Origin of the sequence: Lujinxingia vulgaris (assembly GCF_007997015.1) — a bacterium.
Taxonomy (GTDB): domain Bacteria; phylum Myxococcota_A; class Bradymonadia; order Bradymonadales; family Bradymonadaceae; genus Lujinxingia; species Lujinxingia vulgaris.
This window is the reverse complement of record NZ_VOSM01000017.1, coordinates 1-26,278: the sequence shown is the minus strand read 5'-3', so window position 1 is coordinate 26,278 and position 26,278 is coordinate 1. Positions and strand designations below refer to the sequence as shown.

Genomic DNA, 26,278 nt, shown 5'->3' with positions numbered 1-26,278 from the left:
CCCTCCCGGGTTTTTTTAGTTCAGGGGGGCCATTTAAGCTCGCTGGCCTCGGAGCCGACCCGTATTGGGCGCGTCGTTAACGGGCAAAGCCGCGTACGGCCTGGCTCTCGGAGTCGTGCATGGGGCAGAGCCAGCTGTACTCGAAAAGATAGCCGAAGGTCTCGATGTGGCGGCGAGCGTCGGCGGGGGTCTTGCCCCAGGCGTAAACGCCGTGGTTGCGCAGGTTGACGCCGGGCACCGTGGCGTCGAAGTCTTCGCTGTTGAGGTGCGCGGCAACCGCGCGGGCCAGCTCGTCGAGGTCGTGGTGGTTTTCGACCAGCGGGATGCGGGCGTGGGCGTCGGGCTCCCACAGCCCCAGTCCTTTGATCATCTCGACGTCGTTGACGAAGGTGTAGCCCTGCTTGAAGTCGCGTTTTCCGCAGAGGGCGGCGTGCAGGTGATGCACATGGTAAACGGCACCGACCTCGGGCAGCGCCTTATAAATCGCCATATGCACGCCCGTCTCTGCTGAGGGGCGAGGACCTTTTTTGGAGGCAGGTTTGCCCTGAGGGTCGACGATGAGGAAGTCGTCGGGGGTGAGCGCGCCTTTGGATTTGCCGCTGGCGGTGATGAGCACCTCCGACTCGGAGAGACGCACGCTCAGGTTTCCGCTGGTGCCGTGCAGCCAGCCAAAGCGGTAAAAATCGCCGGCGGCGGCGATCATCTCGGCGGTGGCGTCGTCGCGGGAGGGAAGGTCGGCGGTCGATGATTGCGGCATGGGAGCACCTCAAAAGGGAAGAGAAGGAGCGTGAGGGTGGGGCGTTCTTTAAAGCACGGAGTCGGGGCGACGTCAGGAGAAGGTCGGCCCGGTGTTTTGACGCGCGTTGCGATGAGAAGGTCGGCCCGGGTTTTCGACGAGCGTTGCAATGAGAGAGCAGGGAGAAGGTCGGCCCGGGGCGTAAGGCGCTTCGCTGTGGCGCCGAAGGCCTATCGGAGCTGGGAGTGGGGGACAATCTAAAACACGCATGGCGCCCGACCAAGTTCTGAGGCTCGCGAGGAGGTCGTCGCGCGTCACCCGCTGCGCCCGGGGCGGCTGCGCGCGGGCTGGTGAGGGCAAGTCCTTGTCAGGCCTTTTCCTTTGCGGTAGGAAAAGCAGGCCGGAATGGTCCGGTTTCACTGCCACAAGGGAGCCGTCGCGATGTCCGACAACCAGCGAACGAACCCGTTTAACCGCGAAAACCCCACCGACACCCGTCTCGACGACCTCTCCACCCGAGGGTTTCTGGTCGTGGTGACGCGGGCCTTTGGCCCCACCGGTGAAGATATCATCGCCCACGATGGCCCCCGCTTCAGCGGTGAGCCGGGTGTGAAGATCCGCGTCAAACAGGGTGACCTTGAAGAAGACGTGATCTTGAGCCCCTTTTATGGGGACTCAAGCAAGATCTCCAGCAAGCCCTTTGAGGCGGGCAAACCCTGCGAGCTTTTCTGCCCGGTCTCCGGCAAGCCGCTCGACCGCATCCCGGGGATGGCCACCGACGACGGTGGCGATTTCTACGCGGTCTACCTCACCGAGAAGTTGGGCCGTGGTGAGCTGGTGGCCGTCAACAACATCTGGGGTAACGCCAGCTCGCAGATGATGAGCGAAGATGAGATGTTGCTGCGCCTGGCCGACGTCCAGGATGACGCCTCCTCCTGAGCGCACACGATGACGGCGCGGCACCCTGTCAGGTCGGTGCCGCGCCGTAGATGTCTGCTGCGCAGGCGGCATGATGGCCGCAGCGCGTCGCTTTTTTGACCTGTCCTACCTGTTTGATCGCCAGCCTTTTCGGCCGTCCCTTTTCGGCCTGAGAGCCCCCCCTGGCGAGCGCGACGACGCCTAGATCGTTGCTTTGTAAGGCAAAACTCTCTAGCCTTGCCGCCGTCCTACCCCCCCCCGTCCTCCCTCCTGACGGGCGAGTTCATCCACGAACGAGGAAGTCCTATGTACAGGTTTAGCGCACTCCAGTTGCTGGCGTTTGCCCTGGTGGCAATGCTGGTCTCGGCCTGCGGCCCCGATGATGAAAATCAGGTCGAGGTCTGCACCTCGCTTGCGGATTGTTCCGACGGGGAGCGATGCAACAACGAGGGCGTGTGCACCGCCGAGACGTTCAGCTGCTCGACGGACTTCGACTGCGCGTTCGATGAGTTCTGTCAGGAAGGGGTCTGCGCGCCGGCGGCCTGCGAGAGCAGCGAGAGCTGCGGTGCGGGCGCGGTCTGCGACGAAGGGCTGTGCCGCGCGGGCTGCGAGCCCGGCCGCGACGCGTGTGGCGAGGGGCAGGTCTGCAACGAGCGCACTCTTCTTTGCGAAGACGCCGGCTGCACGCCGACCTCCTGCCAGCCCGATATTCAGCGCTGCGATGACTCGCAAGAGCCCTCGCGCTGCGTCTTCACGGGAAGCTGCACCAACAACACGCAGTGCCAGGCCTTCGGTCAGCAGCAGAGCGACGGCAAAGATTATATCTGCAACACCGTGCTCGGTGAGTGCGTGGAGCGCCCGCCCTGCCAGAACGACGGCGACTGCCGCAGCAACGAGATCTGCGAGACCCCCGGCGACGGGGAGCCCGGCGTGTGCCGGGAGGGGTGCCGTGCCAACGCCGACTGCCGCGACAACGAGGTCTGCTCGCTGGAGCAGGGCTCGGTCTGCGTGGCTGGCTGCCGTACCAGCTCCGACTGCGCGATCCCGGGCTCCGATCAGGAGTTTTTGTGCGAAGATCTGGTCTGCGTGCCGGTCTGTGAGTCGGTCGACCAGTGCAACGTCGTCGGTCAGGTCTGCGCCGGTCAGCCGCGCACCTGCCGCGGTTGTGTGAGCGACAACGAATGCGCCGCCTCCCAGCTCTGCGACTTCACCCAGGGCGCGACCACCGAAGAAGCCGAAGACCCCACCGTGGGCCTCTGCGTCAACCGCCCCCCGAGCTGCCCCGACGATGGTCTGGGCAACAACCACAGCCTTCAAGACGCCTATGAGGTTGAGGCCGGCGCGCTCCCCTTTGAGCGCGGCGGAGACGACGACCTCTTCTTCTGCCGCGAGAACACCGGCGGCGACTGGTTCGAGATCCAGGTCGAGAGCGGCCAGGTTGTGAGCGCGACGCTTGAGTACGATGAGAGCATCGGCAACCTGGATCTGGCGCTGGTGCAGGCCAACGGCGACCTGGTGGTGCTCTCAGGCGACCCGCCCGGCGTCGATGGTGGCGAGGAGAGCTTTGAGTTCGGCATCGCCCAGGGCGCGCCCTACTTCATTCAGGTGCGCGGCGCGATCCTCGACGCCAACGCCCCTTACAACCTCTCGATCGATGTGGGCGCGCCTGCGGCCTGTGAGAGCGATGAGCTCGATCCGGCCACTGAGGCCGAGCCCGCGGCGCTGGCAGCGGCGACCCCTTACAGCGCGCTGAGCACCTGCGGTGAGGCGCCGGACTTCTACACTCTGGACGTGGCCGCCAATCAGGTCGTGCGCATTGCAGCGACCTCCGAGCGCCGTCGCGGCGGCGTGGCGCTTGATCTTTACGACGCCGAGGGTCAGGTCATTGAGAGCGCGCGCGAGCGCGCCGACGCCCAGGTCATTGAGTTTGTGACCCGCGAGCCCCAGGTGATGACCCTGCGCGTGAGCCCCTTCTCGGGCGTGGGCAACAGCACCTACGCGCTGGAGTGGACCCAGCGCCCCAACCAGTGCTCTGACGTCTACTCCCCGAACCAGAGCTGCGGCGCAGCTTCACCGATTGCGCCCGGAAGCTACGATGACCTTGTGGTCTGCGCCGATCCAGACTTCTACGCGGTGGAGCTGCTCCCCCAGCAGACGCTCACCGTGACCACGACCTACGACGCGGCCGAGGCCGCCGGTGAGCTCGACATCTTCCTCTTTGGTCCGCGCGACTGCCTGGTACTCGCCGGCGCCGGCATTGAGGCCGAGCCGCAGGGCGACGGGCTGCTGCGCGAGAGCCTCACCTACACCGCCACCCAGGGTGGCACCTACTACCTCTCGGCGGCGCTCTTCCAGGGCCTCAACGTGCCTTACCAGCTCGACATTGAGGTGGAGGACGGCCCGGTGTGCGAGCCCGACTGGCTCGGTGAAAACGGCAGCACCGCCAGCGCCTACGAGCTGACCCAGGAAGGCATCCTCTCTGGCGAGCAGAGCGGCCTTGTGGGACTTCGTGCCTGTGAGCTGGAGAGCGACTTCTACAGCATCGACCTGAGCGCGGGCGATGTCATTGAGTGGGAGATCGTCTTTGCGAGCGAAGAGGGCGAGCTTGATCTTCGCCTGCTTGGCCCCGATGGGAGCACCGTGCTCGACAGCGATGAGAGCACTGGCGAGAACAAAGTCGTGAGCACCACCGCCGACGCCGACGGCACCTACTATCTGGAAGTCGTCGAGAAGTACCCCTCCCGCGTGAATTATCGTCTTCTGACGACCCTCAACGGCGTGGGCAATGCGAACCCGGAATGCCCCGACCGCTTTGGCAAGAACATCACCCAGGCTGCCGCGGCCGAGATCGAGCCGGGCACCTACGAGAGCCTGCTTGTGTGCGGGCAACTTCCCACCGCCCCCAACGGGTCGCTGGAGTACCACGACGGCTGGTACAAGATCTGGGTGGAGGCCGGTGAGACCCTGGATGTGACCCTGATGTTCGACGAGTCGCTGGGGCGTATCGACCTTGAGCTTCGCGATGAGCAGGGGATTCTGACCGCGTCGGGGGCCTCCGGCGATATGCAGCAGGCCTCGTACACCGCGCGTCAGTCGCGCTACATCTTCATCCGCGCTCGGACGCGCAACACGGTGGTCGACGGCAACGTCTTCACCATGATCGTGGATGTTGAGGCCGCCGGCGCCTGTGCCGACGACCGCTTTGCGGGCAACACCAGCGCTGCCAACGCGTCAGTCGCGCCGATCCCCGGCGTGACCAACCGTCTGAAGATTTGCGACAGCAGCAACGACTGGTTCGAGTTTGATCTGGATGCAGGCACCGAAGCGCAGGCCTTTATTCGCTTCCGCAAGGCCGATGGTGAGCTGGGCATCAACATCTGGGGTCCGTCTTCACCCACCCCCGGCGAGGGCTCGCCACTTGCGAGCTCCGTGAGCATCACCGAGGGGGCGGAGGTGGACTTTGTCGCCGATGTGAGCGGCACCTACTTCGCGCAGATCACAGCCGCGCAGCCCGCTCGCATGGACTACGACCTTTTGCTCTACGCCGACACCGATGATGATGGCGACCTGGAAGGCCCCGCCGACCGCCTCTGCCCCGATGCCTTTGAGGATAACGACAGCGCCGCCCAGGCCGCGACCATCGCCGCGGGCAGCTACGAGGATCTGTTGATCTGCAATGGGACTCCCAACGATGAAGATCATTACAAGGTCTTCGTCCCGGCCGGCGCCACGCTCAACGTGGATCTGCTTTATACCTACGCGAAGGGTAACCTCTTGATGCGCATCTTCCGCGGCAATGAGAGCCTGCCGGTGGCCAGCGCCAACACCTTCGAAGACGATGAGTCGATCAGCGTGGTCAACAACGGCCAGGGCAGCGACTACCGCATCTTCGTCGATGGCGACGGCGTGGTGAACGGCACCTCGGAGTGGCGCAACTACTACACCATGAACGTCGGTCTGGAGTTCGCCGACACCTGCGATTCACCGCTCAACGTGGGGCTGACCCGCGAGCAGGCTGAACCTCTGGTGGCCCAGGCCTACAACGGGCTGAGCCTCTGCGAAGAGACCGAGCACTGGTTTGAAGTCGCATTGGGCGCCGGCGAGGAACTGCGCGCCGAGGTGGAGTTCAACGATGTGTTCGGGAAGATCGATCTGGAGCTGAGCGACGCCTCCGGCACGGTGCTTGAGTCGGTGCGCAACGACGCGCACCTCAAGACTCTGTCCTACACCGCCGGCACGGCCGCTGAGACCGTCTACCTTCGCGTGATGCCCCGCGACGGGCTCTTCATCCGCACCGCCTACGATCTGTGGGCCAGCATCGGCGCCAGCGAGCCTGCGGTGCCTTACTGTGCCGATCCTTACGAGCGCAACGATGAGGCCACGCTTGCGCACCGCTTGGGCGCGTTCAACTCCAGCGGCCAGGCCTTTATGGAGCCCATCGCCTGCGCCGAAGATGAAGACTGGTACCGCGTCTCGCTGGTGGGTGGTCGCACCCACGAGATCGCCGCCTTCTTCAACAATGAGGCCGCCGCCACCATGGCGATGGAGCTTCGGGCGCTCGACGGCACCACGGTGCTGGAGACGGCGGAGGCCGGCGATGATGGTCGTGACCTGGTGATGAGCCGTACAGTATCGGCGACGACTGAGTATTTGGTGGTCGTGAGCAGCGAGCAGAGTGGTCTGGCGATTCCTTACTATCTGCATATCTTTGAAGAAAATGTTTATGAGGAAGCTGCGCGGTGCCCGGACGACGGTTTTGGCGACAATACTACCGCATCTAACTTTGCAGATTTGGGTACTGCCTTGCCTCAACAACACGCGCTGGGACAATGCGCCAACACCGAATTCTATATTTGGACGGCGCCCGAATCGGGTCGAATTCGTGCGGAGCTGAAGTTCAATAGGGAGAAATTGGCGCTTGGCTGGATCATTCAGGAGTTTGAAGCCGGAGCTAGCGGCCCTCCGACACCCATTGTGTATGAGGTGCTCCCGAGCTCAACGAATCGCCGCAGTGTTGAATTTGATGTGGTTGCTGGGAACATCTACGAGTTCAACATTCAGGCACAACAAGTCGAAGATGTGAGCTCACGAGGCCCCCACTACCTGACCATCGAAGACGCCACGCCTTGATGCCTCAACGTCTTTGATCTACTACCGCAACACCATCGCCGGCGCAGGAAGGTTCCTCGCCGGCGATTTGTTTAACGCGCGAGTTTCGCGCACCCCGACCCCCGATCAAGGGAGTGATGATGGCTGAAAAAATTCCGATGCCCCTGGCCAACCGCCAGCCCGAAGCGCCCCAATCCGAGCGTAACTCCGGCCCGGCCCGGCCTAATTTAAAATTTCAGCCCGATGAGGCCGGCCCGCGCCCCCGCTGGATTCGCAAGCGTCTGACCCTCAAGAAAGAGTTTTTTGAGACGCAGGAGCTGGTCAAAAAGGCCGGGCTCAACACCATCTGCGAGTCGGGGCAGTGCCCGAATATTACTGAGTGCTGGTCGCGCAAATCGCTGACCTTCATGATCCTGGGCAACATCTGCACGCGCAGCTGCGGCTTTTGCGACGTGATGACCGGCCGTCCGGGCCTCGTGGACGAAGATGAGCCCCGGCGCGTCGCGGAGACGCTCGCCGGGCTCAACCTCAACTATGTTGTGATCACCAGCGTCGACCGCGACGATCTTCCCGACGGCGGGGCGCTGGCCTGGGCCAACACCATCCGCGCCATCAAAGAATCCTGCCCCGGGCTCGGCCTCGAAGTTCTCACCCCGGACTTCAAGGGCGACCTTGAGAACGTCGATGTGGTGATGGACGCCGGCCCCGATTGTTTTTCGCATAACATCGAGACGGTCGGCGCGCTGCACCGCGAAGTTCGCCCTCAGGCGCGCTATGAACGCAGCCTGGCGGTGCTCAAGCACGCCCGCGAGCACGGCACCGCGCTTATCAAGAGCGGCATGATGCTGGGCCTGGGTGAGACCAACGCGCAGATCCTCGAGACGATGGAAGATCTCGTCGCCCACGGCGTGGAAGTCCTCAACCTGGGTCAGTACCTGCGCCCGAGCGCGCGTCACCTGCCGGTGCGCCGCTGGGTTAAGCCCGAAGACTTTGAGATGTTCAAAGAAGAGGGCGAGAAGATGGGGTTTAAGCATATTGAGTCGGGTCCGCTGGTGCGCTCGAGTTATCGCGCGGATTTGCAGGCCGAAGAGATCGCTCAGAAAGACCAGAGCGCCTTTGGCGGCTGCGGCTCCTCCTTTGCCAACAGCTCGGATAAGGGTGCGACCAGGTGAGTGGAGCGGGGCGCGGGCTCAGTGAGGTGGACTGGCGGGTGTACGCCATCCTCGATCCGGACTTTGTGAAAGGAGACGCGCTGGAGCGCGCCCGCGCCCTGATGGCCGGGGGCGTGGGGGTGCTGCAGCTCCGCGACAAGCGGGGTGATGCGCGAAAGACCTTTGAGCTCGGGCGCGCGCTGGTGGATGCGGCGCGGGATACGAAGACGCTCATCATCATCAACGATCGTCTGGACGTGGCGCTGGCCGCCGGCGCCGACGGGGTGCACCTTGGCCCCAACGATGTGCCGGTGGGCGCGGCGCGCCGCGTTGTGGGCGATCGCCTGATCATCGGCGCTTCGGCCGGCACCCCGGAGCGTGCGGCGGCGCTGGTCGCCGAGGGTGCGGATTACCTGGGCGTGGGCGCCATCTTCGAGGCCCGCGCTGTCAAAAGCGATGCATCCTCGCCACAGGGCCCCGAGCTTTTGCGAGCGGTGCGCCGGCAGGTCGGTGGCGCGTTGCCGGTGGTTGGCATTGGCGGCATCGATGTGCAGAACGCCGGCCAGGTGGCAGAAGCCGGCGCGAGCGGTGTGGCGGTGATTCGCGCGCTGTGTCAGGCCGACGACCCGTATGCAGCCACCTCCCAGCTCCGAGACGCCTTTGACGCAGGGCTTGAGCCGGGGCGCTAGCACTAGACTTCACGCACGAACGCCGGGCGTTGCTCCGCGCCTCAACACCCCGCAGAGCCAGAAAGGGCGGCCTCCTCCGGAGGCCGCCCTTTTTAGCATTGAGACTCGTTGCGATGTATCGCCCGCGCCTTACGCCCCCGGCTCGGTCGGGTCGACGCCCGCGACCGCGCCATCCTCGAAGAAGGGCGCCGTGATCTGGCGATGCTCCTCACAGCCCAGAATCTCCATCAGATCGGCCGGCGCCTGATAGGGGCGCGGCCAGTGGCCGAGAAGCTCGCGCTTGAGCTTACGCACGCGCTCGGCGCTCGCTGCGACCTTTTGGCGAATCTCCGGATCTTCCTGGGCTTTTTCGACGATGCGCTCAAAGGCCGCGCGCCATTTGGCCTCGGTGTGGCAGATCAGGAAAATATCGAGGCCGGCGTCCAGCCCCAGGTCCACCATCTCTTCGATGGTGTAGCGCTCGGAGACGGCCTTCATCTCCAGGCAGTCGGTGATGATCACGCCCTCAAAGCCCATCTCCTCGCGCAGGATGCCCTGGAGGATGCGGGGGCTGAAGGTCGCCGGCGCAAACGCGTCGATGACCGGGAGCTCGATATGCGCGGTCATGATCATGGGGATGCCCGCGCCCACCGCGCGCATGAAGGGAAAGAGCTCCACGCCGCGCAGGCGTTTTTCGTCGTGCATCAGGCGGGGCAGCGTGTGGTGGCTGTCCTGGAGGGTATCGCCGTGGCCGGGGAAGTGTTTGCCGCAGGGCACCACGCCGGCGGTGTGGTGGCCGACCATCACGCCGGCGGCTGCGCGCGCCACGCGCTCCGGATCGCTGGAGAAGGCGCGGTCGCCGATCACCGGGTTATCCGGGTTGGTGTCCACGTCGAGCACCGGCGCGAAGTTGAGGTTAAAGCCCAGCACCGAGATCTCGGTGGCCAGCACCTCAGAGACGCGCGCCACGGCGCGCTGATCGGCGGCCTGGCCCAGCGCGCGCATCGGGGGGATGGGGGTCAGCGGCTCGCGCACCCGCACCACGCGCCCGCCCTCCTGGTCGACGGCCACCCAGGGGGGAAGATCGCCCTCGACCTGTGCGTGCAGGTCGGTGGTCAGCGACACCAGCTGCTCGATGCTCTCGACGTTGCGGCGAAAGAGGATCACGCCCCCCACCTCGCCATCTTCGAGCGCCTGCGCCACGGGCTCAGGGGCGCGGGTGTGCGGGCCGTCGAAGCCCACGATCAACATCTGGCCGGCGTCGGCGCGCAGCTGCGCTTCGTCGCTCATAAGTGCTCCAATTTATTGGGGAATTGAGTGGTTTTGAGTCTCAATGGTTCGCGAGTTTGCGGGGGTCGAGCACGTCGCGCAGCCCGTCGCCGACGAAGTTCACAGCGAGCACCGTAAACATGATCGCCAGCCCCGGCACAAAGGCCAGGTGCGGAGTCAGCAAAAAGTAACTCGCCCCCTGATCCAGCAACCCGCCCCAGCTGGGCATATCCTGGGGGCCGAGCCCCAGAAAGCTCAGGGAGGCTTCAGCCAGGATGGCGCCCGCCACCCCGAAGGTGGCCTGGATGATGACCGGCGCAAAGGTGTTGGGCACCACATGGCGCTGCAAGATGCGCCAGGTGGGAAGACCCGAGGCGCGGGCGGCCTCCACATAATCCTGGTCGCGCACCGCCAGCACCTGCCCGCGCACCAGACGTGCATAACTCGACCACCCCGAGACCGAGAGGGCCCCGATGACCGCCGGGATGCTGGGCTCCTGGGTGATGAAGATCAGCAAGATCGCCAGCAGGATGCCCGGAAAGGACATCAGAATCTCGGTCAGGCGCATCAGCGCCTCGTCGATCCAGCCGCCAAAATAGCCGGAGATGGCCCCCAGAATCACACCCACCGTCGAGCAGATGCCCACCACCGAGATGCCCACCACCGCCGCCACACGCGTGCCGTAGATGAGCAGGGTGAGCACGTCGGCGCCGTTCTCATCGGTGCCCAGCCAGTGCTCGGCAGAGGGCCCCTGAAGCTGGCGGGTCACGTCCATATGCGTGAGCTCGTAGGGCGCAAGCCAGGGCGCAAAGATCGCGACAAAGGCCACCACCGCCAGGATCGCCATCCCCAGGTAGGCCAGGGGCCCGAAATGGTTGGCGCCGCTCCCCGCACGCGGAAGCCTCAGTTGTGGAAGTCGCAAAAGGTTCATAGGCCGGGCGGCTCAGTCGTAGCGGATGCGTGGGTCGATGAGGCCGTAGACCACATCGGTCACGAGGTTCACGACCACGTAGGTAAAGGAGATGAAGAGCACGCAGCCCTGCACGATCAGGTAGTTGCGCGCCTCAATCGCGTCGAGCAGCAGCATGCCCACGCCGGGGCGCGCGAAGACTTTTTCGACGATGATCGCACCGGTGAGCAGCGCGCCGAACTGCAGGCCCACAATGGTAATGACCGGCAGAAGCGCGTTGCGCAGGGCGTGTTTGAGGATCACCAGATGGCGCGGAAGGCCCTTGGCGCGGGCGGTGCGCACATAATCCAGGTTCAGCACTTCAAGCATGCCCGAGCGCGTCATGCGCATCAGTTTGGCGCTTAAGCCCGTGCCGAGCGTGATCGCGGGCAAGAGGAGCGCGGTCAGACCGGCCACCTCGCTGCCCGGGTTCGGGAGCACTTGCAGCGTGAGGCTGAAGAGGATCAGCAGCATCGGCCCCAGCCAGAAGTTGGGGATGGAGATGCCCAGGAGCGCGATGACCGCAGACGAGTTGTCCACCCAGGAGTAGGGCCGCAATGAGGCCGCGATCCCTAAAGGCAACGAAAAGATCAGCGCAAAGAACATCGCCGCCAGCGCCAGCTCGAAGGTCGCCGGGATGTTGGCCACCAGCCGGTCCATCACCGTGACCCCGCGCTCGTCGCAGAGCTCACCCAGGGTGCCCGAGGCCACATCGCCCCAGAAGAGCGCATACTGCTCGATGATCGACTTATCGAGGTTGAGGCACTCGCGCAGCGCTTCCTTGTCGACCTCCAGCGACTGCTCGCCAAGGATCGACTCGACCGGATCGCCGGGCACCGCGCGCAGGATCAAAAAGACCAGCGTCACCACGCCGACAATGACGAAGAGCGAGGTAAAAAGTCTTCGAAGAAGGAAGGTGATCATGAAGCCCGATCAGGTTGGGGAAGGCTCGGCGGCCCCGAATGGCTCGCTTGCTCGTCAGACGCAGCGAGCGAACGCCGAGGGTGGCCAAAATAAAGGGTTTTAAGAGGGGCCGCAATCGCGCTTTCGGCCCGGCTGGACAAGGTCGGGGGGATCTGGAAGTTTGGCGCCGATTTCAACCCCGGGCGCGCCTGCTACAGCAGGGCGGCCCGCACGCGGCAGGAGCGCGCTATGCTTTTGGTCATCGATGTCGGCAACACCAACACCGTCCTGGGGGTCTATCGCGGCGAGGAGCTCGTGAGGCACTGGCGCCTGCAGACGCATCACGGGCGAACGAGCGATGAGCACGGCATCTTCCTGCGTCAGCTCTTCGAGCTCAGCGGCCTGGCGGTGGCCGAGGTGCATCACGCCATCATCAGCTGCGTGGTCCCGCCGATGGAGCGGATGCTGGTGAAGATGGTGCGCGATTACTTCGCCTGCAATCCCACCGTGGTCGGCGCGGACATTCAGGCCAACATGACCATCGCCTACGACAATCCCCGCGAGGTGGGTGCCGACCGGGTGGTCAACGCCGTGGCGGCCTACCGGCGCCACAAAAGGGCGCTGATCGTGGTGGACTTTGGCACCGCCACCACCTTCGATGCCATCAGTGAGGAGGGCGCGTACCTGGGCGGGGCGATCTGCCCGGGGATCACCATCTCGAGTGAGGCGCTCTTTCACGCCGCCAGCAAGCTCCCGCGGGTCGAGCTTGCGCGCGCTCCCTCGGTGATCGGCAAAAACACCGTGCATTCGATTCAGGCCGGGCTGCTCTACGGCTACATCGGGCTTGTGCGCGAGATCGTCACCCGCATGAAGTCCGAGCTCGGCGTGGACGCGCCGGTGATCGCCACCGGCGGGCTCGCCAGCTTCTTTGCCGAAGAGACCGATATCATTGATGAAGTCGATGATTTTCTGACGCTCGAAGGTCTGCGCCTTATCTTTGATGAGGCCAGCGCGTAACCCCCTTTGAAGAGCGCCGGCGCCACCTGGAGCGCCATCGAGCCCATCCGGGGAGGAATTGACGTGTGGGACTTGAACTTTTCGCGTCATTTGCGAGAATGAATGAGGATTCATTCACGCTGCGGCCTCCGCGGCCGTAAACCTCCCCCGAAGCTTAAGGAAGACCGAGTATGAGCGAGTTTCTTTTCGATCGACGCGACGTGGAGTTTGTCCTCTTTGACCAGCTTGAGGTTGAGAACCTGGTGAAGCTTCCGCGCTATCAGGATTTCAGCCGCGAGCTCTTCGAGATGGTCCTTGGCGAGGCGGTGAAGTTCGCCGCCGGCAAGCTCGCCCCGACCAATGAGCAGGCCGATGCCGAGGGCGTGCGCCTGGAAGACGGCAAGGTGATCCTGCCGGAGAGCTATCCGCCCCTGTACAAAGAATTCTGCGAAGGTGGCTGGTTTGCGCCGGTGCACACCCCGGATTACGGCGGCCAGGGCCTGCCGCAGTCGGTGGGCATGGCGGCGATTGAGGCGTTCATCGCGGCGCACCCCTCCTTTATGTTCTTCTCGGGTCTGACCGTCTCGGCCGGTCACCTCATCGAGGTGCACGGCACCGATCGTGACGTGGAGCTCTACCTGGAGAAGATGTACACCGGCGAGTGGGGCGGCACGATGTGTTTGACCGAGCCGCAGGCGGGCTCGGCGCTGGGCGACCTCACCACCACCGCCACCCCGGTTGAGGGCGAGGACTTCTATAAGATCGTGGGCAACAAGATCTTCATCTCCGCCGGCGATCAGAACCTGACCGAGAACATCATCCACCTGGTGCTGGCGCGCGTGCCGGGCGACCCGGAAGGCTCCAAGGGCATCAGCCTCTTCATCGTGCCGCGTGAGCGCGTCAACGCCGACGGCTCCATCGGTGAGTCCAACGACGTGGCCATCACCGGCCTTGAAGAGAAGATGGGCATCCACGCCTCGCCGACCTGCTCGATCTCCTTTGGCGACAATGACGAGTGCCGTGGCTGGCTCGTGGGTGAGCGCTGCCGTGGTCTGCAGTACATGTTCCAGATGATGAACGAGGCGCGTCTGGTCACCGGTCTTCAGGGCGTGGCGATCGGCAACTCCGCCTACCAGAGCGCGCTGGCTTACGCCAAAGAGCGCGCTCAGGGCCCCAAGGTCACCGACCGCAGCGAGAGCCCCAAGAGCGTGGCGATCATCGAGCACCCCGATGTGCGTCGTAACCTGATGACGATGAAGGCCTACGGTGAGGCGCTGCGCGCGATGCTCATCAACACCGCTTTCCTGAGCGACCACGCGATGTACAACGAAGATGAGGCGGTGAAGACCAAGTCGCAGGATATGCTCGACCTGCTCACGCCCATCTGCAAAGCCTTCTGCTCGGATATGGGCTTTAAGATGACCGAGATCGCCATGCAGGTCTTCGGCGGCTACGGCTACATCAAAGAGTACGGCGTCGAGCAGAAGATGCGCGACGTGAAGATCGCCTCGATCTACGAGGGCACCAACGGCATTCAGGCGCTCGACCTTCTGGGTCGTAAGATGCGCATGAAGAACGGCGGGCTCTTTTTGACCTGGTTGCAGGACACCAACGAGTTTCTGGCGGAGCTCAGCGAAGACGAGACCCTTGGCGAGATGGCCAAGCAGGTCGACGCGGCCAAGAACGCGCTGGGTGAGGCGGCCTTTGGTTTCACGGCCACCGGCAAGAAAGATCCGGAGTACCCGCTGCTGCACGCCACGCCCTACCTGCGTATGTTCGGGCTTGTGGAGTCGGCGCGTCTGCTGCTGAAGCAGGCCTCGATCGCCCAGACCAGGCTTGAGGCCATCTGGGCTGAGAAGGGCGTCGACGCCACCGATGACGAGGCTCGTAAGGCGCTCATCGAGCAGAACGACGACGTGCGCTTCTACGAGAACAAGGTCAAGACGGCGAGTTTCTTCATCTACCAGATCCTGCCGGAAGCGCGGGCGATCCTGAAGAGCATTCAGTCGGGTGACCGCAGCGCGCTGGACGTGGCGCTCTAAGGTTGAAGAAGGCTGGCACGTGATAAGGCGCCCGCCCTCCGCGAAGCGGAGGGCGGGCGTTTTTGTGTCAGCGCCGGCACCGGGGGGAAGAGGCTCTATGTTGGTGCAAACTATACGAATTGACAGGGAGTAGGCCGCCCTCGACAATTATGGCGCCGGCGGCCGGGAGGTCCGGCGTCGGGGCTGTTTCTGGCGCGTTTGCGCTCTTGAGGAGTTGTTATGTCTGCTCGCAATACCTTCGCTGCAACGCGTCGTTCACATGAAATTCTGGGCTGGTTGCGAAGCGGACAGCGCGTCACGATCACCGATGTCAGCGATCGATTCGGGGTGCAGTACCCGCAGGCTCGCGAAGACCTGAAGTTGCTCGAAGAGGTCTATGAGCTGGATACGGGGCGAGAGGGACGCATCAAGTACTGGGAATGGCCGGGGATCTCGAGCAAAGAAGCGGTGGTGGGCACGGCCGCGGCGCTGGAGCTTGGCGGGGTGGCGCTGGATATCTTCCGCGAGACGCCCTACGGGGAGTTCATCGATGCGCTGGCCCATGATCAGCGCAACTCACTGGCGCAGACGCAGCAGGAGGGGCTTCGCCGGGTGGGGCAGGCGCTGCGACTGCGACGCAACTGGTTGCCGGTGGAGCGCAAGCGCCTGGTGGAGATGCTCGAGACGGTGCTCGACGCGATTCATCAGGGCGGCAAAGGGCTGAGCTTTGAGTATGAGCGCTCCTCCGACGGTGATAGCAAGCGCTACCTGGCGGTGCCGCGCCGGCTGATCTGGTACCAGGGGCGGCTGTGGATGCAGGCCTATCAGGATAAGAAGCGCAAACTTTTTGATGTGGCCGGGATCCTCGACGTGGAGGAGCTTTTTTTCGATCGCTTTGTCGACCGTCTGATCGACGAGCGCCGCGACGAACTCGCTGCATTCGAGTACGAGGGCGACCGCTCGAAGCTCTACATCTCTGAGGGAGGGAGCGGCGAAGTCGGCGATGATGGGGAGTCGATCATCGATCCGGTCGCCGAGAAGGCGTATGCGAAGGAGCGCGAGGAGGCGTTTAAAGCCGTGCTCCGTGAGGAAGTCGAGCGGGAGGCCGCGCTTGGGAGCCCCGAGGAGGAAGACGCCTACTTCGAGAACGCCTTCGGCATCTACGCCTACAGTGGGCCGGCGGACCAGGTCGAGCTGGAGGTGGGGACGAGCTGGGCGACGTACCTTCGGCGCTACCGGGTGCACGCCTCTCAGGAGAATGAGGATCTGGAGGACGGGCGGCTCAAGGTGCGTTTTGAGCTGGCGATCTGCCCGGAGTTTACGTCCTTTGTGCTCGGGATGTTGCCGGAGGTGAAGGTGCTCAAGCCGGCCTCGCTGCAGGCGACGATGGAAGAGGCCGCCCGCAGCTGGCTGGAAGGTTGAGCCTGTTTAACCGATGGCTTTGAGCTCGAGGGTGAAGGTGAGCAGGGCGTCGGGATCGAAGTGAAGACGCATCACGTGCGGGGTGGCGCGCTCCAGGAAGTTTACCTGAAGGCGAGTGGCCGCGCCCTGGCGTGCTAAGGTCGGCGCGGCGATGGTACGGACGCCGGTGCGCTCTACGGCGCGGCGCGCGACGTCTTCGCTCTCCACCAGGCGCCAGCCCGGGCGGAAGAGGCGCTGCAGCCAGGGGAGCAACGTCGGCAGGGATTCGGACGTGAGCTCAAAGGGCGCGACCTCCAGAAAACGTGCAAAGTGTCGGGCGCTCCCCAGCAAGAGAAACTCGCCAGTGCTGCGGACGTACGCCAGGGAGGTGCGCCCCTCGGAAGAGAGGGCGCCCGGGCCGACCTGTGCGAGGAATGAGGCCGGCACGAAGTCCTGGTCGAGCGAGAAGACGATGACATCGCGGTGGGTCAGGTGGGTCTTGAGGCTGGCTGCGATCGCATTGGTCTGAATGGCAGTGAGCACAAAACGGTAGGCCGCCCAGATCTCGGCCAGCTTCATGTGCAGGGCCTCCCCCTCAAGTCCGGGGGTGGGATCGACGTAGAAGTGGCGAGCGACCAGGGCGGTGCTCGTTTGAGAGCCTTTCTCAGACTGCCGCACCAGCTGCTCGAAGCCGATGGCGTCAAAGTGGTCGGCGTCGAGGATCGCCCGGGCCACGCCCAGCGGATCGATCTCCTCCTGCCCCACGCGCATGGTCGAGGCCCGGGGGGGCTGCGCGTAGTTCCAGACCGCGCCGAAGGCCTGGCTGAGGCAGTCGCCCAGAAACTTGCCCAGGGCCAGGGGACGCTGATCATCGACGGCGGTCTCATCGCGGTAGAGGGCGCTGAGATCGGGCATGCGGGCAAAGACATCGTCGAGGAGGTTGAGCTCCAGCTGACGCAGCGCCTGCAGGGTAAAGGGCACGGTGACATCGCCGATGGACTGGATGCTGGCGAGCATGTTGTGCATGCAGCGCTCCAGGGTGATCTCCACGCCGATGTCGCCGCCGGTCAGGCGGAAGGTTCCACTGCGGATGGTGTTGTTGCTGCCCAGCACCGCGCGGCTCGGCAGGGCGATGGGCGGGATGGTGTCGATGGGCTCATCCATCTCCGAGGGCCAGGCCGGGGGGATGGCCGGCGGCACGCTCTGCTGGAGGGCTTCGTTGGCGTCGCGCTCCTCACGGAGCACGCGCGACATGTTGGTGAGGCCGGCGTCCATCAGGTTGGAGCGATCGCGGGCGATGGACTGGCGTCGCTCGCGGGCCTGGGAGCGCCGCTGCTGGGCCGGGGAGGCTGACCGGGACATCTCATCAGCAGCGGGGGATCTTTCATTGGCGGAGAGATCCACGGTGCTCGACGCGGTGCGGGAGCGAGAAGTCGAGCGTTGCTGAGGAGGCGATGCGGGGCCTGGACGGGGGGGCGGTGACTTTGCTTGAGGCGGGCGCGCGGGGGGGGCCGAGGAGGCCGGCGTGTCGCTGTGGCTCCAGGGCTCGGTACGCGCCACGTCGTCGAGGCGCTGCTGGGCGTTGACCGCACGCCGCGCCGCCCCGAAGAACTGGTTGAGTGAGGTGTCTTTGTTGGGAATGGAGTAGTCGACGCGGTTGATAAATCGCATCGCTTCGGCCTGCGGAATGCGCCGGGCCGCGACCGCGTCGATTAAGTCGAGGATCACCCGTCGCATATGCAACGTGGCGCGCGGGTCGGCGCTGGCAAGGCCCGCGATAAAGTCCTGGGTGCCATCATCCCATCGCCCCTGACGAATGCGCTGTTCACCGAGCAGGCTTCGGGACAGAGCGTGATCGGGGTTGGCGTTGACCACCCGCTGGAGGATGCGCTCGGCCCCGGCGCGATCGCCGCTGCGACCGGTCAGATCGCCGAGCAACACGTCGAGGTCGGTGTTGCGATGCTCGCGGGCCTGCTGCTCGACGAGCAAGATCGCATCGGAGCCCTGGCCCAGCGAGAGGATCGAGAGTGCCAGACCACTGACCATCTCGGGCCATTGTTGGGAGGCCTCAAAATGTTCCAGTGCCTTGCGGTAGTCGCCCTCGTGGTAGGCTCTCCAGCCCGCGTGAATCTGCGACATATCAGGGTCTCCCGGCTCAGTGGTGGCCAGCGCTTTGTGCGCGCTCAAAGCGGCGCGTGCGGCGCTCTCGATGCGGTGATGTGCGAACACTAGATGCTTAGCAAGGCGGCCGGGTCGGCGCAACGCTCACCGGTGGCGCATCTACTCGGCGTCTCGCCCCAGAGGCAGCAGCACGCGCACTTCGGTGGGGGAGCCCGGCGCGGTGTCGATCTCGATCAAGCCGCCATGCTCTTCGATGATCTGGCGCGAGATGTAGAGTCCCAGCCCCATGCTCTTGGTGGTGCGGGAGGCGGCGCCGGAGTAGAAGCGCTCAAAGATCTGCTCGACCTCTTCCTCGCTCATGCCCCCACCCTCGTCGCGCACGCTGATGATGGCGTGGGCAGTGGCGGTGTGCAGGCGAACCTGAACGTTACCTTCTTTTCGACCGTGCTTGAGCGCATTGTCGATCAGGTTGCTGATGACCTGCTCGATGCGATCGGGATCGATCACCGCGAAGATGGCCTCATCGGCGTTGTGCAGGGTGACGCGGTGGCCTTCGTGGCCGTTAAGCCAGGGCTCAGCGATGCGTTTGAGCAGGGCCCGCAGCGAGGTTGGCTTTCGCAACAGACGAAGTCGCCCGGTCTCAATCCGTGACATGTCGAGCAGGGCGTCGACCAGGCGACGAAGGCGATGCACCTGCGATTCGGCGCGGCGCAGCACCTCCGGGTCGACGCGCTTTCCCATCTCGGCCTGCTGGCGCGCCAGGTGAACAAAGCCGGAGAGGGGGGTCAGGGGGCTGCGCAGCTCGTGGCTGGCCACCGAGAGAAACTCGTCTTTGCGACGGTCGCGCGCGCTGCGCTCGGTGACGTCGGTGCCAGAGGCCAGAAAGAGGCGAGTGACCCCGGACTCATCGACGACCGGGGCGATGGTCATCAGGATGTTGCGACGGATCTCGCCAAAGTCCAGCACATACTCTTCATTGGTACAGCCGACCCCCTCGCGGACTGCCCGCACAAGCGGCCAGCGCTCCTCCGGAAGCTCATTGCCGTCGAGGTCGCGCATGGTAAAGGGATGGTCGTCGGGGCCGAGGTTCTTCCAGCGGTTATGGCCGATCATCGCCTGGGCGCGGGAGTTGTACATCACCACCTTGCCCTCGGTATCGAAGAGCAGCACAGCGCTGGGCACGTACTCAAGCACCGCGCGAAGGCGCATGCGCTCCTCGCTGTAGGACTCGCGGATGTACGCTGTGGAGAGCAGCAGATCGAGGGCGGTGGCCAGCAGCGAGAGAGTAGTGGGCCGCGCCTCGGGAGGGGTCTGAGCGATCCAGCTGAGCACTCCATGGGCGGGCGGACCGCCCAGGTTGAGTACGCAGACGTCGGGGGTGGCGCCGGGCTCCAGCGCCAGATGATGCAGCTGATCGGGGGGAATCTGAGCGTCGCGAAGTCGCGCAACAAGCCTCGTGCTGAGCTCTTCGTCACCGCTATGCCAGCGCGGTGCGAAACGATCGCCCTCGGCGGCGAGTAGGGCGACGGCGGGCGTGTTGAGCGCCTCGCGCAGGCGCTCGGCCACCGCCATGCCCAGCGCATCCAGGTCGGAGCGCTCGTGGTGAAGCGCGCTCAACTCGCCGATGAGCTCCTGGAGGGCCTGATCTTGATCGCGCTGGTAGGGATGGACCAGGCAGAGCCAGGGACTGTGGAGCGCATCAATGGCGGGAAGCGGGGCAAAATGGGCGCGAAAAAGCGCGCCGCTCTCGCTGTTCAACGAGAAAGGGGCCGGAGGCTGGCCGGGGCGAATGAAGCTCTGATCGTAGGCCGCGAAGATGGCCTGGTGCGCCGCAGCGCCGTCCCCGTTGATGATCTTGTGAGCCTGGTCTTCGCCGAGGAGATCGCGGGCGGCGCGGTTGACTGCCACCAGCGTACGTTCGCCATTGGCGGCCTCGGGGATGTCCAGGAGGAGGGTCGGTTGGGGGTGATCTTCGTAGATCGAGGCCCACACCTGACCGGCCCGGGGGAGCGCATCGCGGTGATGCGCGACGGCTCCTGGTGCATCGTTATTGCCCGGACTCACACAAGCTCCTTTACAGCATATTACAACTTCGGGTTTGCGAAGTGACGCGCTGGTCGTGGGTCATCATACTTCGAGCGCGCCTGAAAACAAAGGAGCCCGGCGTCGAAAACGCCGGGCTCCCGGAAGCAAGGTCGTGCGCGAGGTGTCAGGGAAGGTCGAGCGGGGAGGGGGGCTCCAGATCGGCGCCTTCGTCATCGAGCTTCGCGCCTTCGGGGAGTTCAGCGATGTCGACCGCCAGGTTGGCCGCGTCGAGACGCGGGCTCTTGGAGCTGTCGATCGCGAGCGCGTCGGTGGTGTCGCTGCCCCAGAACATGTTCGCGAGTGAGAGGGAGTCTTCTGAGGAGACGTAACAGCCATAGCGCTGGTTACGGCGGATCTCGCTGGCGTTGATGCGCGCGCCGGTGTCGATCAGCTGCAGACCATCGGCCGAGGCTTCTGTGCCTTCGATATGGGGCCGGGAGGCGGTGAGAATGAACTCCGAGCCGGAGATCGAGGCCTGCTGGCCACGCAGGAGTGCTCCGACGCCGCCGTTGCGAATGAAGCTGGAGCGGGAGAGCGTCACGGCCCCTTTTTGCGGGCCATTGAGTGCGCGCAGTCCGCCGGACTGGTTACTCAAGATAATGGAGTCATCGACGAGCAGTCGCACCCCGGCGCTGGGCTCGGCTTCGGCAGGTTCAGCGGGGATGCGGCTGGCGAAGATCCCCATGCCGGCGTTGTCGACCAGGGTCACCTGCGCCAGGTGGGCAAAGCTCGGCTGGTCGACCACGACGCCGTGCGCCGGTCCATCGGTCATGGCCCATGGCGAGAGGCTCATCGGGCGCGTGTTGGCGATGAGTGTGCGATGGAGCAAAAGTCCGGTGCGAGCGACCTGCACGCCGGCCTCCAGGTTGCCGCTGACGCTGACCTCACCGGTGAGCGCAACCATCGACCAGGCATCTTCGGCGGCAATAAACTCGGCCGCCGGGGAGAAGGGGCCGGCGGTGCCACCGGGGAAGAACATATCACCGGGGAAGAACATATCGCCGGGGAAGAACATGTCGCCGGGGAAGAACATATCACCGGGGAAGAACATATCGCCGGGGAAGAGGTCCTCCTGAGCGACGACGTCTTCGGTCGGGAAGAACATGTCACCGGGGAAGAACATGTCACCGGGGAAGAACATATCGCCGGGGAAGAACATATCGCCGGGGAAGAACATGTCGCCGGGGAAGAGGGCGCCACTTAAGTCGGGGCTCTCCGCAAAGGCCAGCGTCGGGACGAAGAGGGGGCTCTCCGGGTCGGGCGCGCTGAGCGTGGGGTTGAGGTAGGCGTCGATGCCCGCGTCGGTGCGCGTGGCGAAGACGCCGCGGCGGTTGTTGTGGATGCGGGTAGTGCCCGTGACCCAGGCGCGGCTGTCGATGGCGAGCAGGCCGGGGCCCTGGTTGGCGCTGATCTCGGAGGCGCCGCGTACCTTCAGGTAGGAGGCCCGCACATCGGCACCAAAGGCCAGCGCGTTGAGCGTGGGGGCGTGATGCGAACGAATGGCCGAGTCGATTACCCCGACCAGCGCGCCTTCGGCGCGCACACCGCTTCGCGCCGGGGCCGGTGTGGCCGCGCCGCGGCCGTCGACGATCACGTGCTCAAGCAGCGCGCCGGCCGCAAAGCCCTCCTGGGCCGGGCCCTGGGAGCTCGAGAGCTTGATGCCGTGGAGCGCGTTTCCTTCAAAGAGGGTCTGGCGGATAAGAGCCTGACCTCCGTCGAGGTTCAGGCCGACCGCGACGTTCTCGAGAATCGATTGCCCGATCACCGCGAAGGGGGTCTGGCGGACCTCCACCGCGCTGACGTCTGCGTGCTGCCCGTCGATATGCGCCGCCGAGATCAAGGCGGTGGTCACATTTTCAAAGGTGATCAGCGGCGCGACCGCTCCGGCGTGACCGCGCACGCTCACGCCGGCCACAAGCGCAAGCTCACTGTCCTGGAAACGCAGCGAGCCCGTGCCCTGCAGCGCCACGGTCGCAGAGGCGGCGCAGGGGCTGGAGAAGATCGCCGGCCCCTCAAAGGTCATCGGCTGGTTGAGGGCATGTTCCCCGGGAAAGAGCGAGAGGATCGTGGGGCCCTCAAAGCGAGTCGTCGCCAGCGCCTCGAACGTGGTCGGCCGCGCCGGCGAGCTCCCGTCGCCGGCGGTGATGCGGCCGGTGCCTGAGGAAGTGGTATCGCTCTCAAGCAGGGAGGGAGGTGCGATATAAATGATGCGGGTGTCGGCGCCAAACACATCGCTCTGCAGCGCGTCAGGCTGCGGCCATACGAAGTGTTCGTCGAGAACGCAGCTCTCAAGCCCCACGAACTCGCCAGCGTACAACTCACCCTCGGCCTCGCTCATCGGAAGACCGCTGCCCTCGCCGGCATCTTCACCGAGCGCGCAACTGTCACTTGCGCCGTAGAGGCAGATGCCGCTGCCACCTCCGAAATCCGCTCCGGAGTCCGGGCTGTCCGGTGAGCCAACTTCTCGATCGTCGAAGCTGCCGAAATCCTCGGAGCAGGCCCCGGCGCCGGCGGCGAGCAGAAGCGCCATTGTCAGGGCAACGAGCGGTCGGCTGAAACTGGGGCGGCGCGTAGGCAGGGAAAAGGTCGGTCGCATCATAAGAGATCCCATCGGGGTTGCGCGTATCAGAAGGCAAAAACGCGCCGGGGCAGGCCCGGAGGTCAGTATCGGCATCAACATCACGACGCTAGGAGATCGCCCAGGCGGATGCAAAGAAACGCAGCTGTGGCGCGCGCCACGCAACTGACGTGCAGGTTTCCGGAGTGAGCGCCACCGACTCAACGCGTCAGATCGAGGGCCATACGAAAACCGTAGTGCACGTGGCGGTAGTGCTCCGGGCTGGTCTGGTGCCAGTCGAGTCGACACATCAGCGGAAAGGAGTTGAACGAACCTCCGCGCAGCACGTAGGTGCCCGCAGCGGCGTCCGCCGGTGTGGAGGTCCACTCAGCGATGTTACCTGCCATATCGAGCACCCCATATGGCGAGCGATCGGTGGGTGTGGCGCCGACCGGCTTGGGCATGGATTTGCCCGGGGCGCTCTCGCGCATGTGGCAGAACGACGCGTCGAAGTGGTGACCCCAGGGGTAGAGGCGCCCGTCGACGCCGCGCGCGGCCTTCTCCCATTCCATGGAGGTGGGCAGCCGGTAGGCGCGTTGATCGAGCTCACTGCGCCAGGCGATGTAGGCCAGCGCGTCGAGACGGTTGATGATGCAGATCGGCCACTGCGGATCCCACGCGTCGCCCTCGGCGTCCTGGCGCGGCACCACGTAGCGCCCGTCTTCCAGCGGGAAGTAGGAGGGCATATCATCACGCACGCGAGGGGCGTGGCGCCGGGCCGCATCGGGATCTTCTGAGGCGATGGCGTTAAGGAAGTCCACGTACTGCCCGCAGGTCACGGGTGTGCGCTGCAGCGCAAATGCGTCGAGGTCGACGATCTCCTGCTCCAGAGAGATCGCGTCGTGAGCTCCGGCCCGAAAGGGACCGGCGGAGATCACGATAAAGTCTTCGGGGACCGAGGCTCGCGGCCACAGCGGCACCTGAACGCGGAGATGCGCCAGGCGATCGAGCGCCAGAGGAAACTCCAGCGGAGCATACCCCTCAGCGCTAACATGGAGCGCGTAGGCACCGTGGGGCAGATGTTCAAAAGACTCGGGCGCCTGGCTTGGCGAGCCGATAGGTTGGCTGACCAACCGACGCTGCGACTCGCTTACACGCCAGAGTTGCAGGGTGGCTGAGGCGGGAACGGTCTCCACCTCCAGGGTCGCCTCACCACTTAGACGCTGGTCGAAGGCCCCGGTGTTATGCTGTCGAACCAGAGACTCGAAATAGGTCGCCGTGGCCTGATCGCCTGCGGCTTCTGCCTGCAGAAAACGCTCCCAGTAGAGCTCCGCCAGCGCGTCGTGCGCTTCATCAAGCGGGGCATAACCCAGGCTCTGACTGAGCTGACGGGTGACTTCACCGAAACGCTTTTCAGCCTCCACGCCGAGCTGGTCGACAAGAGCCTCGATCTCCCAGAGCGCGGACTTCTCCTGAGGCGGCGCCCATGAAGGGATCGAGCGACGCAGCTCGTCTCGTCGCCGGATCGCCTGCGCCAGATCGTGGCGCGCCTCCTGGTAAAGGGTGCGGCTTTCATGAGCGGCCTTCACGAGTTCAAGGGCCTGACTTTTCTGGCGCTCGCGCTCCTTCACGCCCTCCAGAAAGAGGTTGAGTTCGTCGGCGAGTGCCTGCGCGCTCGGGTAGCGATCTTCGGGGGCCTTGGCCAGCGCCCTGAGCGCGATCTCTTCAATCGTGCGAGGGATCTGACGGGTTGGCGCGCGCTTCGACGGTGAGAGGGGCTCGTCCTGAATGATGCTGATCAAGAGGCTCAAGACGGTACGGGCCTCAAAGACCGACTCGAGCGTCAACACCTCATAGAGGATTGCGCCCAGCGCATAGACGTCGGTGCGTTCATCGACCTCATCGTTGTGCCCCTGCGCCTGTTCCGGGGCCATGTATTGCGGGGTCCCCACCAGGGTGCCCCGGGGCAGGGTGCTGGTGTGGGGATCTTCGCCGTGAAGGACCTTGGCGATTCCCCAGTCGATCACGAAGACCTCACCGTAACTACCGATGAGGATATTCTCCGGCTTGAGATCCCGGTGCACGACCCCGGCGTCATGCGCATACTGAATGGCCAGACAGACCTGGCGCACGATGCCCACAAGTTGCGTCAGCGAGTAATGAGAGGAGCATCCCTGGCGCAGCTCATCGAGAATCGCAGCCAGACTACGCTCTCGGACCACCCGCATGGTGTAGTATGGCGAGCCGTGATGGAGCCAGCCGACATCATAGACGGGGACGATGCTGGGATGTTCCAGACGCCCGGTCAGCCGCGCTTCGGCCAGAAGTCGGTCGTGTGCAGTGGGGTTGTCGGTATCGGGCAAGAGCGTCTTGAGTGCGATCTCACGCTCAAGAAGTTGATCCCTGGCGAGCAGAATCTGCCCCATCCCTCCGCGTCCCAACTCATCGACGAAATCGTAGCGAGCCTCGGCACCTCCATAAAGCGGCGGAAGATCATCCGGTTGACCCTCGTGAGCGTCGGCGTCGTCGAAATCCGTCAACGTGGGCGTGCGACCCTCGATGACGCCAGATTGCTCATCGAACCCACCAGCATGGGCCGGTGACTCACCATGTGTCGACCCCGGAGTCGGAGCCTCCAGCAGATCGAGGGTGTGAGCAATGCGGCGCGATGCGAGATCATCAAGAATGAGCGTGTCACCGTGCGCGAGCACCTCCTCAAAACGATCTGCAGTGAGAAGCGACAGGTCGCGCTCCAGCTCTTGAAGCGCCTCGGACGTGATGCTGCCACACGAAAGCAGCGACTCGCCAAGTGATATCCCTTGCTCCCCGGCGCGGGTTGCCGCCTCAATGAGAGCGCTCAGACTGAGCGACCCACGGGCAAGCGCGAGCTGTCCGAGGCGAAGGTCCAACTGATCTGATGCCATAGCCGTCACTGCTGACTAATAAGAGAAAGAATTGCCATCGGGCTGATACGACTCATGTAGGACACACCACTACCACTGAAGGGCAGCCCGCGCACCTATCGCCAGGCTATTCAGACGCATGGCGCGGGTCATACGCGCCTTACCTGGACGGGGCCGTCGGAAACGAGCCCACGGACACCCAGGTTGAAACGGTGCTCAACGGGGATTTGCAAAACGCCTCGAAAAAGACGTTGACAGCCAGAACTCGACCCCTTAGGTTCCGACTCCTCGACGCGGTGCTGCTCCTCGGAGCCACTCGCTGAGAGAGGCCGAAAGCCACCGACGATGACGAAACTTTTTCGAAATCGGGCTTGACGCCAACGAGGTCCGGACTTAGTTTCCGCCTCCGCTCAGCGCGACGCCAACACGGGCCGCAGCGAGCAACGTCAACATGGCTTTTCGAAATTTTAGAAACTTTCAAAAATATCGAA

15 protein-coding genes are annotated in these 26,278 nt (G+C 64.4%); 7 read left to right on the top strand and 8 right to left on the bottom strand.

Annotated features, from left to right (window positions below):
• Positions 1-76: 76 nt before the first annotated feature.
• On the bottom strand, positions 77-757 hold the full coding sequence (gene mtnB / locus FRC98_RS19790) for a methylthioribulose 1-phosphate dehydratase (RefSeq protein WP_146983263.1): 681 nt from the start codon (positions 755-757) through the stop codon (positions 77-79).
• A gap of 420 nt (positions 758-1,177) precedes the next feature.
• On the opposite strand from mtnB, the gene FRC98_RS19785 reads away from it, so the two are divergent.
• The 4 genes from FRC98_RS19785 to thiE all read left to right on the top strand — a co-directional run bounded on the left by FRC98_RS19785 (position 1,178) and on the right by thiE (position 8,603).
• Entirely contained in the window at positions 1,178-1,675 is a 498-nt protein-coding gene (locus tag FRC98_RS19785; RefSeq protein ID WP_146983261.1) for a hypothetical protein, read from the top strand.
• A gap of 285 nt (positions 1,676-1,960) precedes the next feature.
• The gene (locus FRC98_RS19780; protein WP_146983259.1) at positions 1,961-6,784 is read left to right on the top strand and encodes a PPC domain-containing protein; all 4,824 of its coding nucleotides are present in this window, start codon (positions 1,961-1,963) and stop codon (positions 6,782-6,784) included.
• A 119-nt stretch (positions 6,785-6,903) separates the two neighbouring features.
• Positions 6,904-7,935: a lipoyl synthase gene (gene lipA / locus FRC98_RS19775; protein WP_230467834.1), complete on the top strand. Its 1,032-nt coding sequence runs from the start codon at positions 6,904-6,906 to the stop codon at positions 7,933-7,935.
• Complete coding sequence (thiE, locus tag FRC98_RS19770) at positions 7,932-8,603, top strand: thiamine phosphate synthase (protein ID WP_146983258.1); 672 nt, start codon at positions 7,932-7,934, stop codon at positions 8,601-8,603. The genes lipA and thiE overlap by 4 nt, the downstream gene beginning before the upstream one ends.
• A 129-nt stretch (positions 8,604-8,732) precedes the next feature.
• Here thiE and nagZ read toward each other — a convergent pair whose 3' ends face one another.
• The 3 genes from nagZ to FRC98_RS19755 are packed head-to-tail and all read right to left on the bottom strand — an operon-like array spanning position 8,733 to position 11,724.
• Positions 8,733-9,872, bottom strand: a complete 1,140-nt coding sequence (gene nagZ / locus FRC98_RS19765; RefSeq protein ID WP_146983256.1) for a beta-N-acetylhexosaminidase — start codon at positions 9,870-9,872, stop codon at positions 8,733-8,735.
• Between the two features lie 40 nt (positions 9,873-9,912).
• Positions 9,913-10,782 (bottom strand): ABC transporter permease, encoded by an 870-nt coding sequence (locus tag FRC98_RS19760; RefSeq protein WP_146983254.1) that lies wholly within the window; start codon positions 10,780-10,782, stop codon positions 9,913-9,915.
• Positions 10,783-10,794: 12 nt separating this feature from the next.
• Positions 10,795-11,724 carry an ABC transporter permease gene (locus tag FRC98_RS19755; protein ID WP_146983252.1) on the bottom strand — a complete coding sequence of 310 codons (930 nt, stop codon included), beginning with the start codon at positions 11,722-11,724 and terminating at the stop codon, positions 10,795-10,797.
• Between the two features lie 228 nt (positions 11,725-11,952).
• On the opposite strand from FRC98_RS19755, the gene FRC98_RS19750 reads away from it, so the two are divergent.
• The 3 genes from FRC98_RS19750 to FRC98_RS19740 all read left to right on the top strand — a co-directional run bounded on the left by FRC98_RS19750 (position 11,953) and on the right by FRC98_RS19740 (position 16,142).
• Positions 11,953-12,720, top strand: coding sequence for a type III pantothenate kinase (locus tag FRC98_RS19750; RefSeq protein ID WP_146983251.1), 768 nt, complete (start codon positions 11,953-11,955; stop codon positions 12,718-12,720).
• Positions 12,721-12,890: 170 nt separating this feature from the next.
• Positions 12,891-14,741, top strand: a complete 1,851-nt coding sequence (locus FRC98_RS19745) for an acyl-CoA dehydrogenase (RefSeq protein ID WP_146983249.1) — start codon at positions 12,891-12,893, stop codon at positions 14,739-14,741.
• A 219-nt stretch (positions 14,742-14,960) separates the two neighbouring features.
• A complete protein-coding gene (locus FRC98_RS19740) occupies positions 14,961-16,142 on the top strand; it encodes a helix-turn-helix transcriptional regulator (protein ID WP_146983248.1) in 1,182 nt (393 codons plus the stop codon).
• 6 nt (positions 16,143-16,148) lie between these two features.
• Here the strand turns inward: FRC98_RS19740 and FRC98_RS19735 are convergent, their stop codons facing one another.
• From FRC98_RS19735 to FRC98_RS19720, 4 genes are all read right to left on the bottom strand, one after another.
• Positions 16,149-18,260, bottom strand: a complete 2,112-nt coding sequence (locus FRC98_RS19735) for a tetratricopeptide repeat protein (RefSeq protein WP_146983246.1) — start codon at positions 18,258-18,260, stop codon at positions 16,149-16,151.
• A 141-nt stretch (positions 18,261-18,401) separates the two neighbouring features.
• On the bottom strand, positions 18,402-20,306 hold the full coding sequence (locus FRC98_RS19730) for a PAS domain-containing sensor histidine kinase (protein WP_146983244.1): 1,905 nt from the start codon (positions 20,304-20,306) through the stop codon (positions 18,402-18,404).
• A 145-nt stretch (positions 20,307-20,451) separates the two neighbouring features.
• Positions 20,452-22,926, bottom strand: a complete 2,475-nt coding sequence (locus tag FRC98_RS19725) for a right-handed parallel beta-helix repeat-containing protein (protein ID WP_146983242.1) — start codon at positions 22,924-22,926, stop codon at positions 20,452-20,454.
• A 179-nt stretch (positions 22,927-23,105) separates the two neighbouring features.
• A complete protein-coding gene (locus FRC98_RS19720; RefSeq protein WP_146983241.1) occupies positions 23,106-25,808 on the bottom strand; it encodes a bifunctional serine/threonine-protein kinase/formylglycine-generating enzyme family protein in 2,703 nt (900 codons plus the stop codon).
• Between the last annotated feature and the right edge of the window lie 470 nt (positions 25,809-26,278).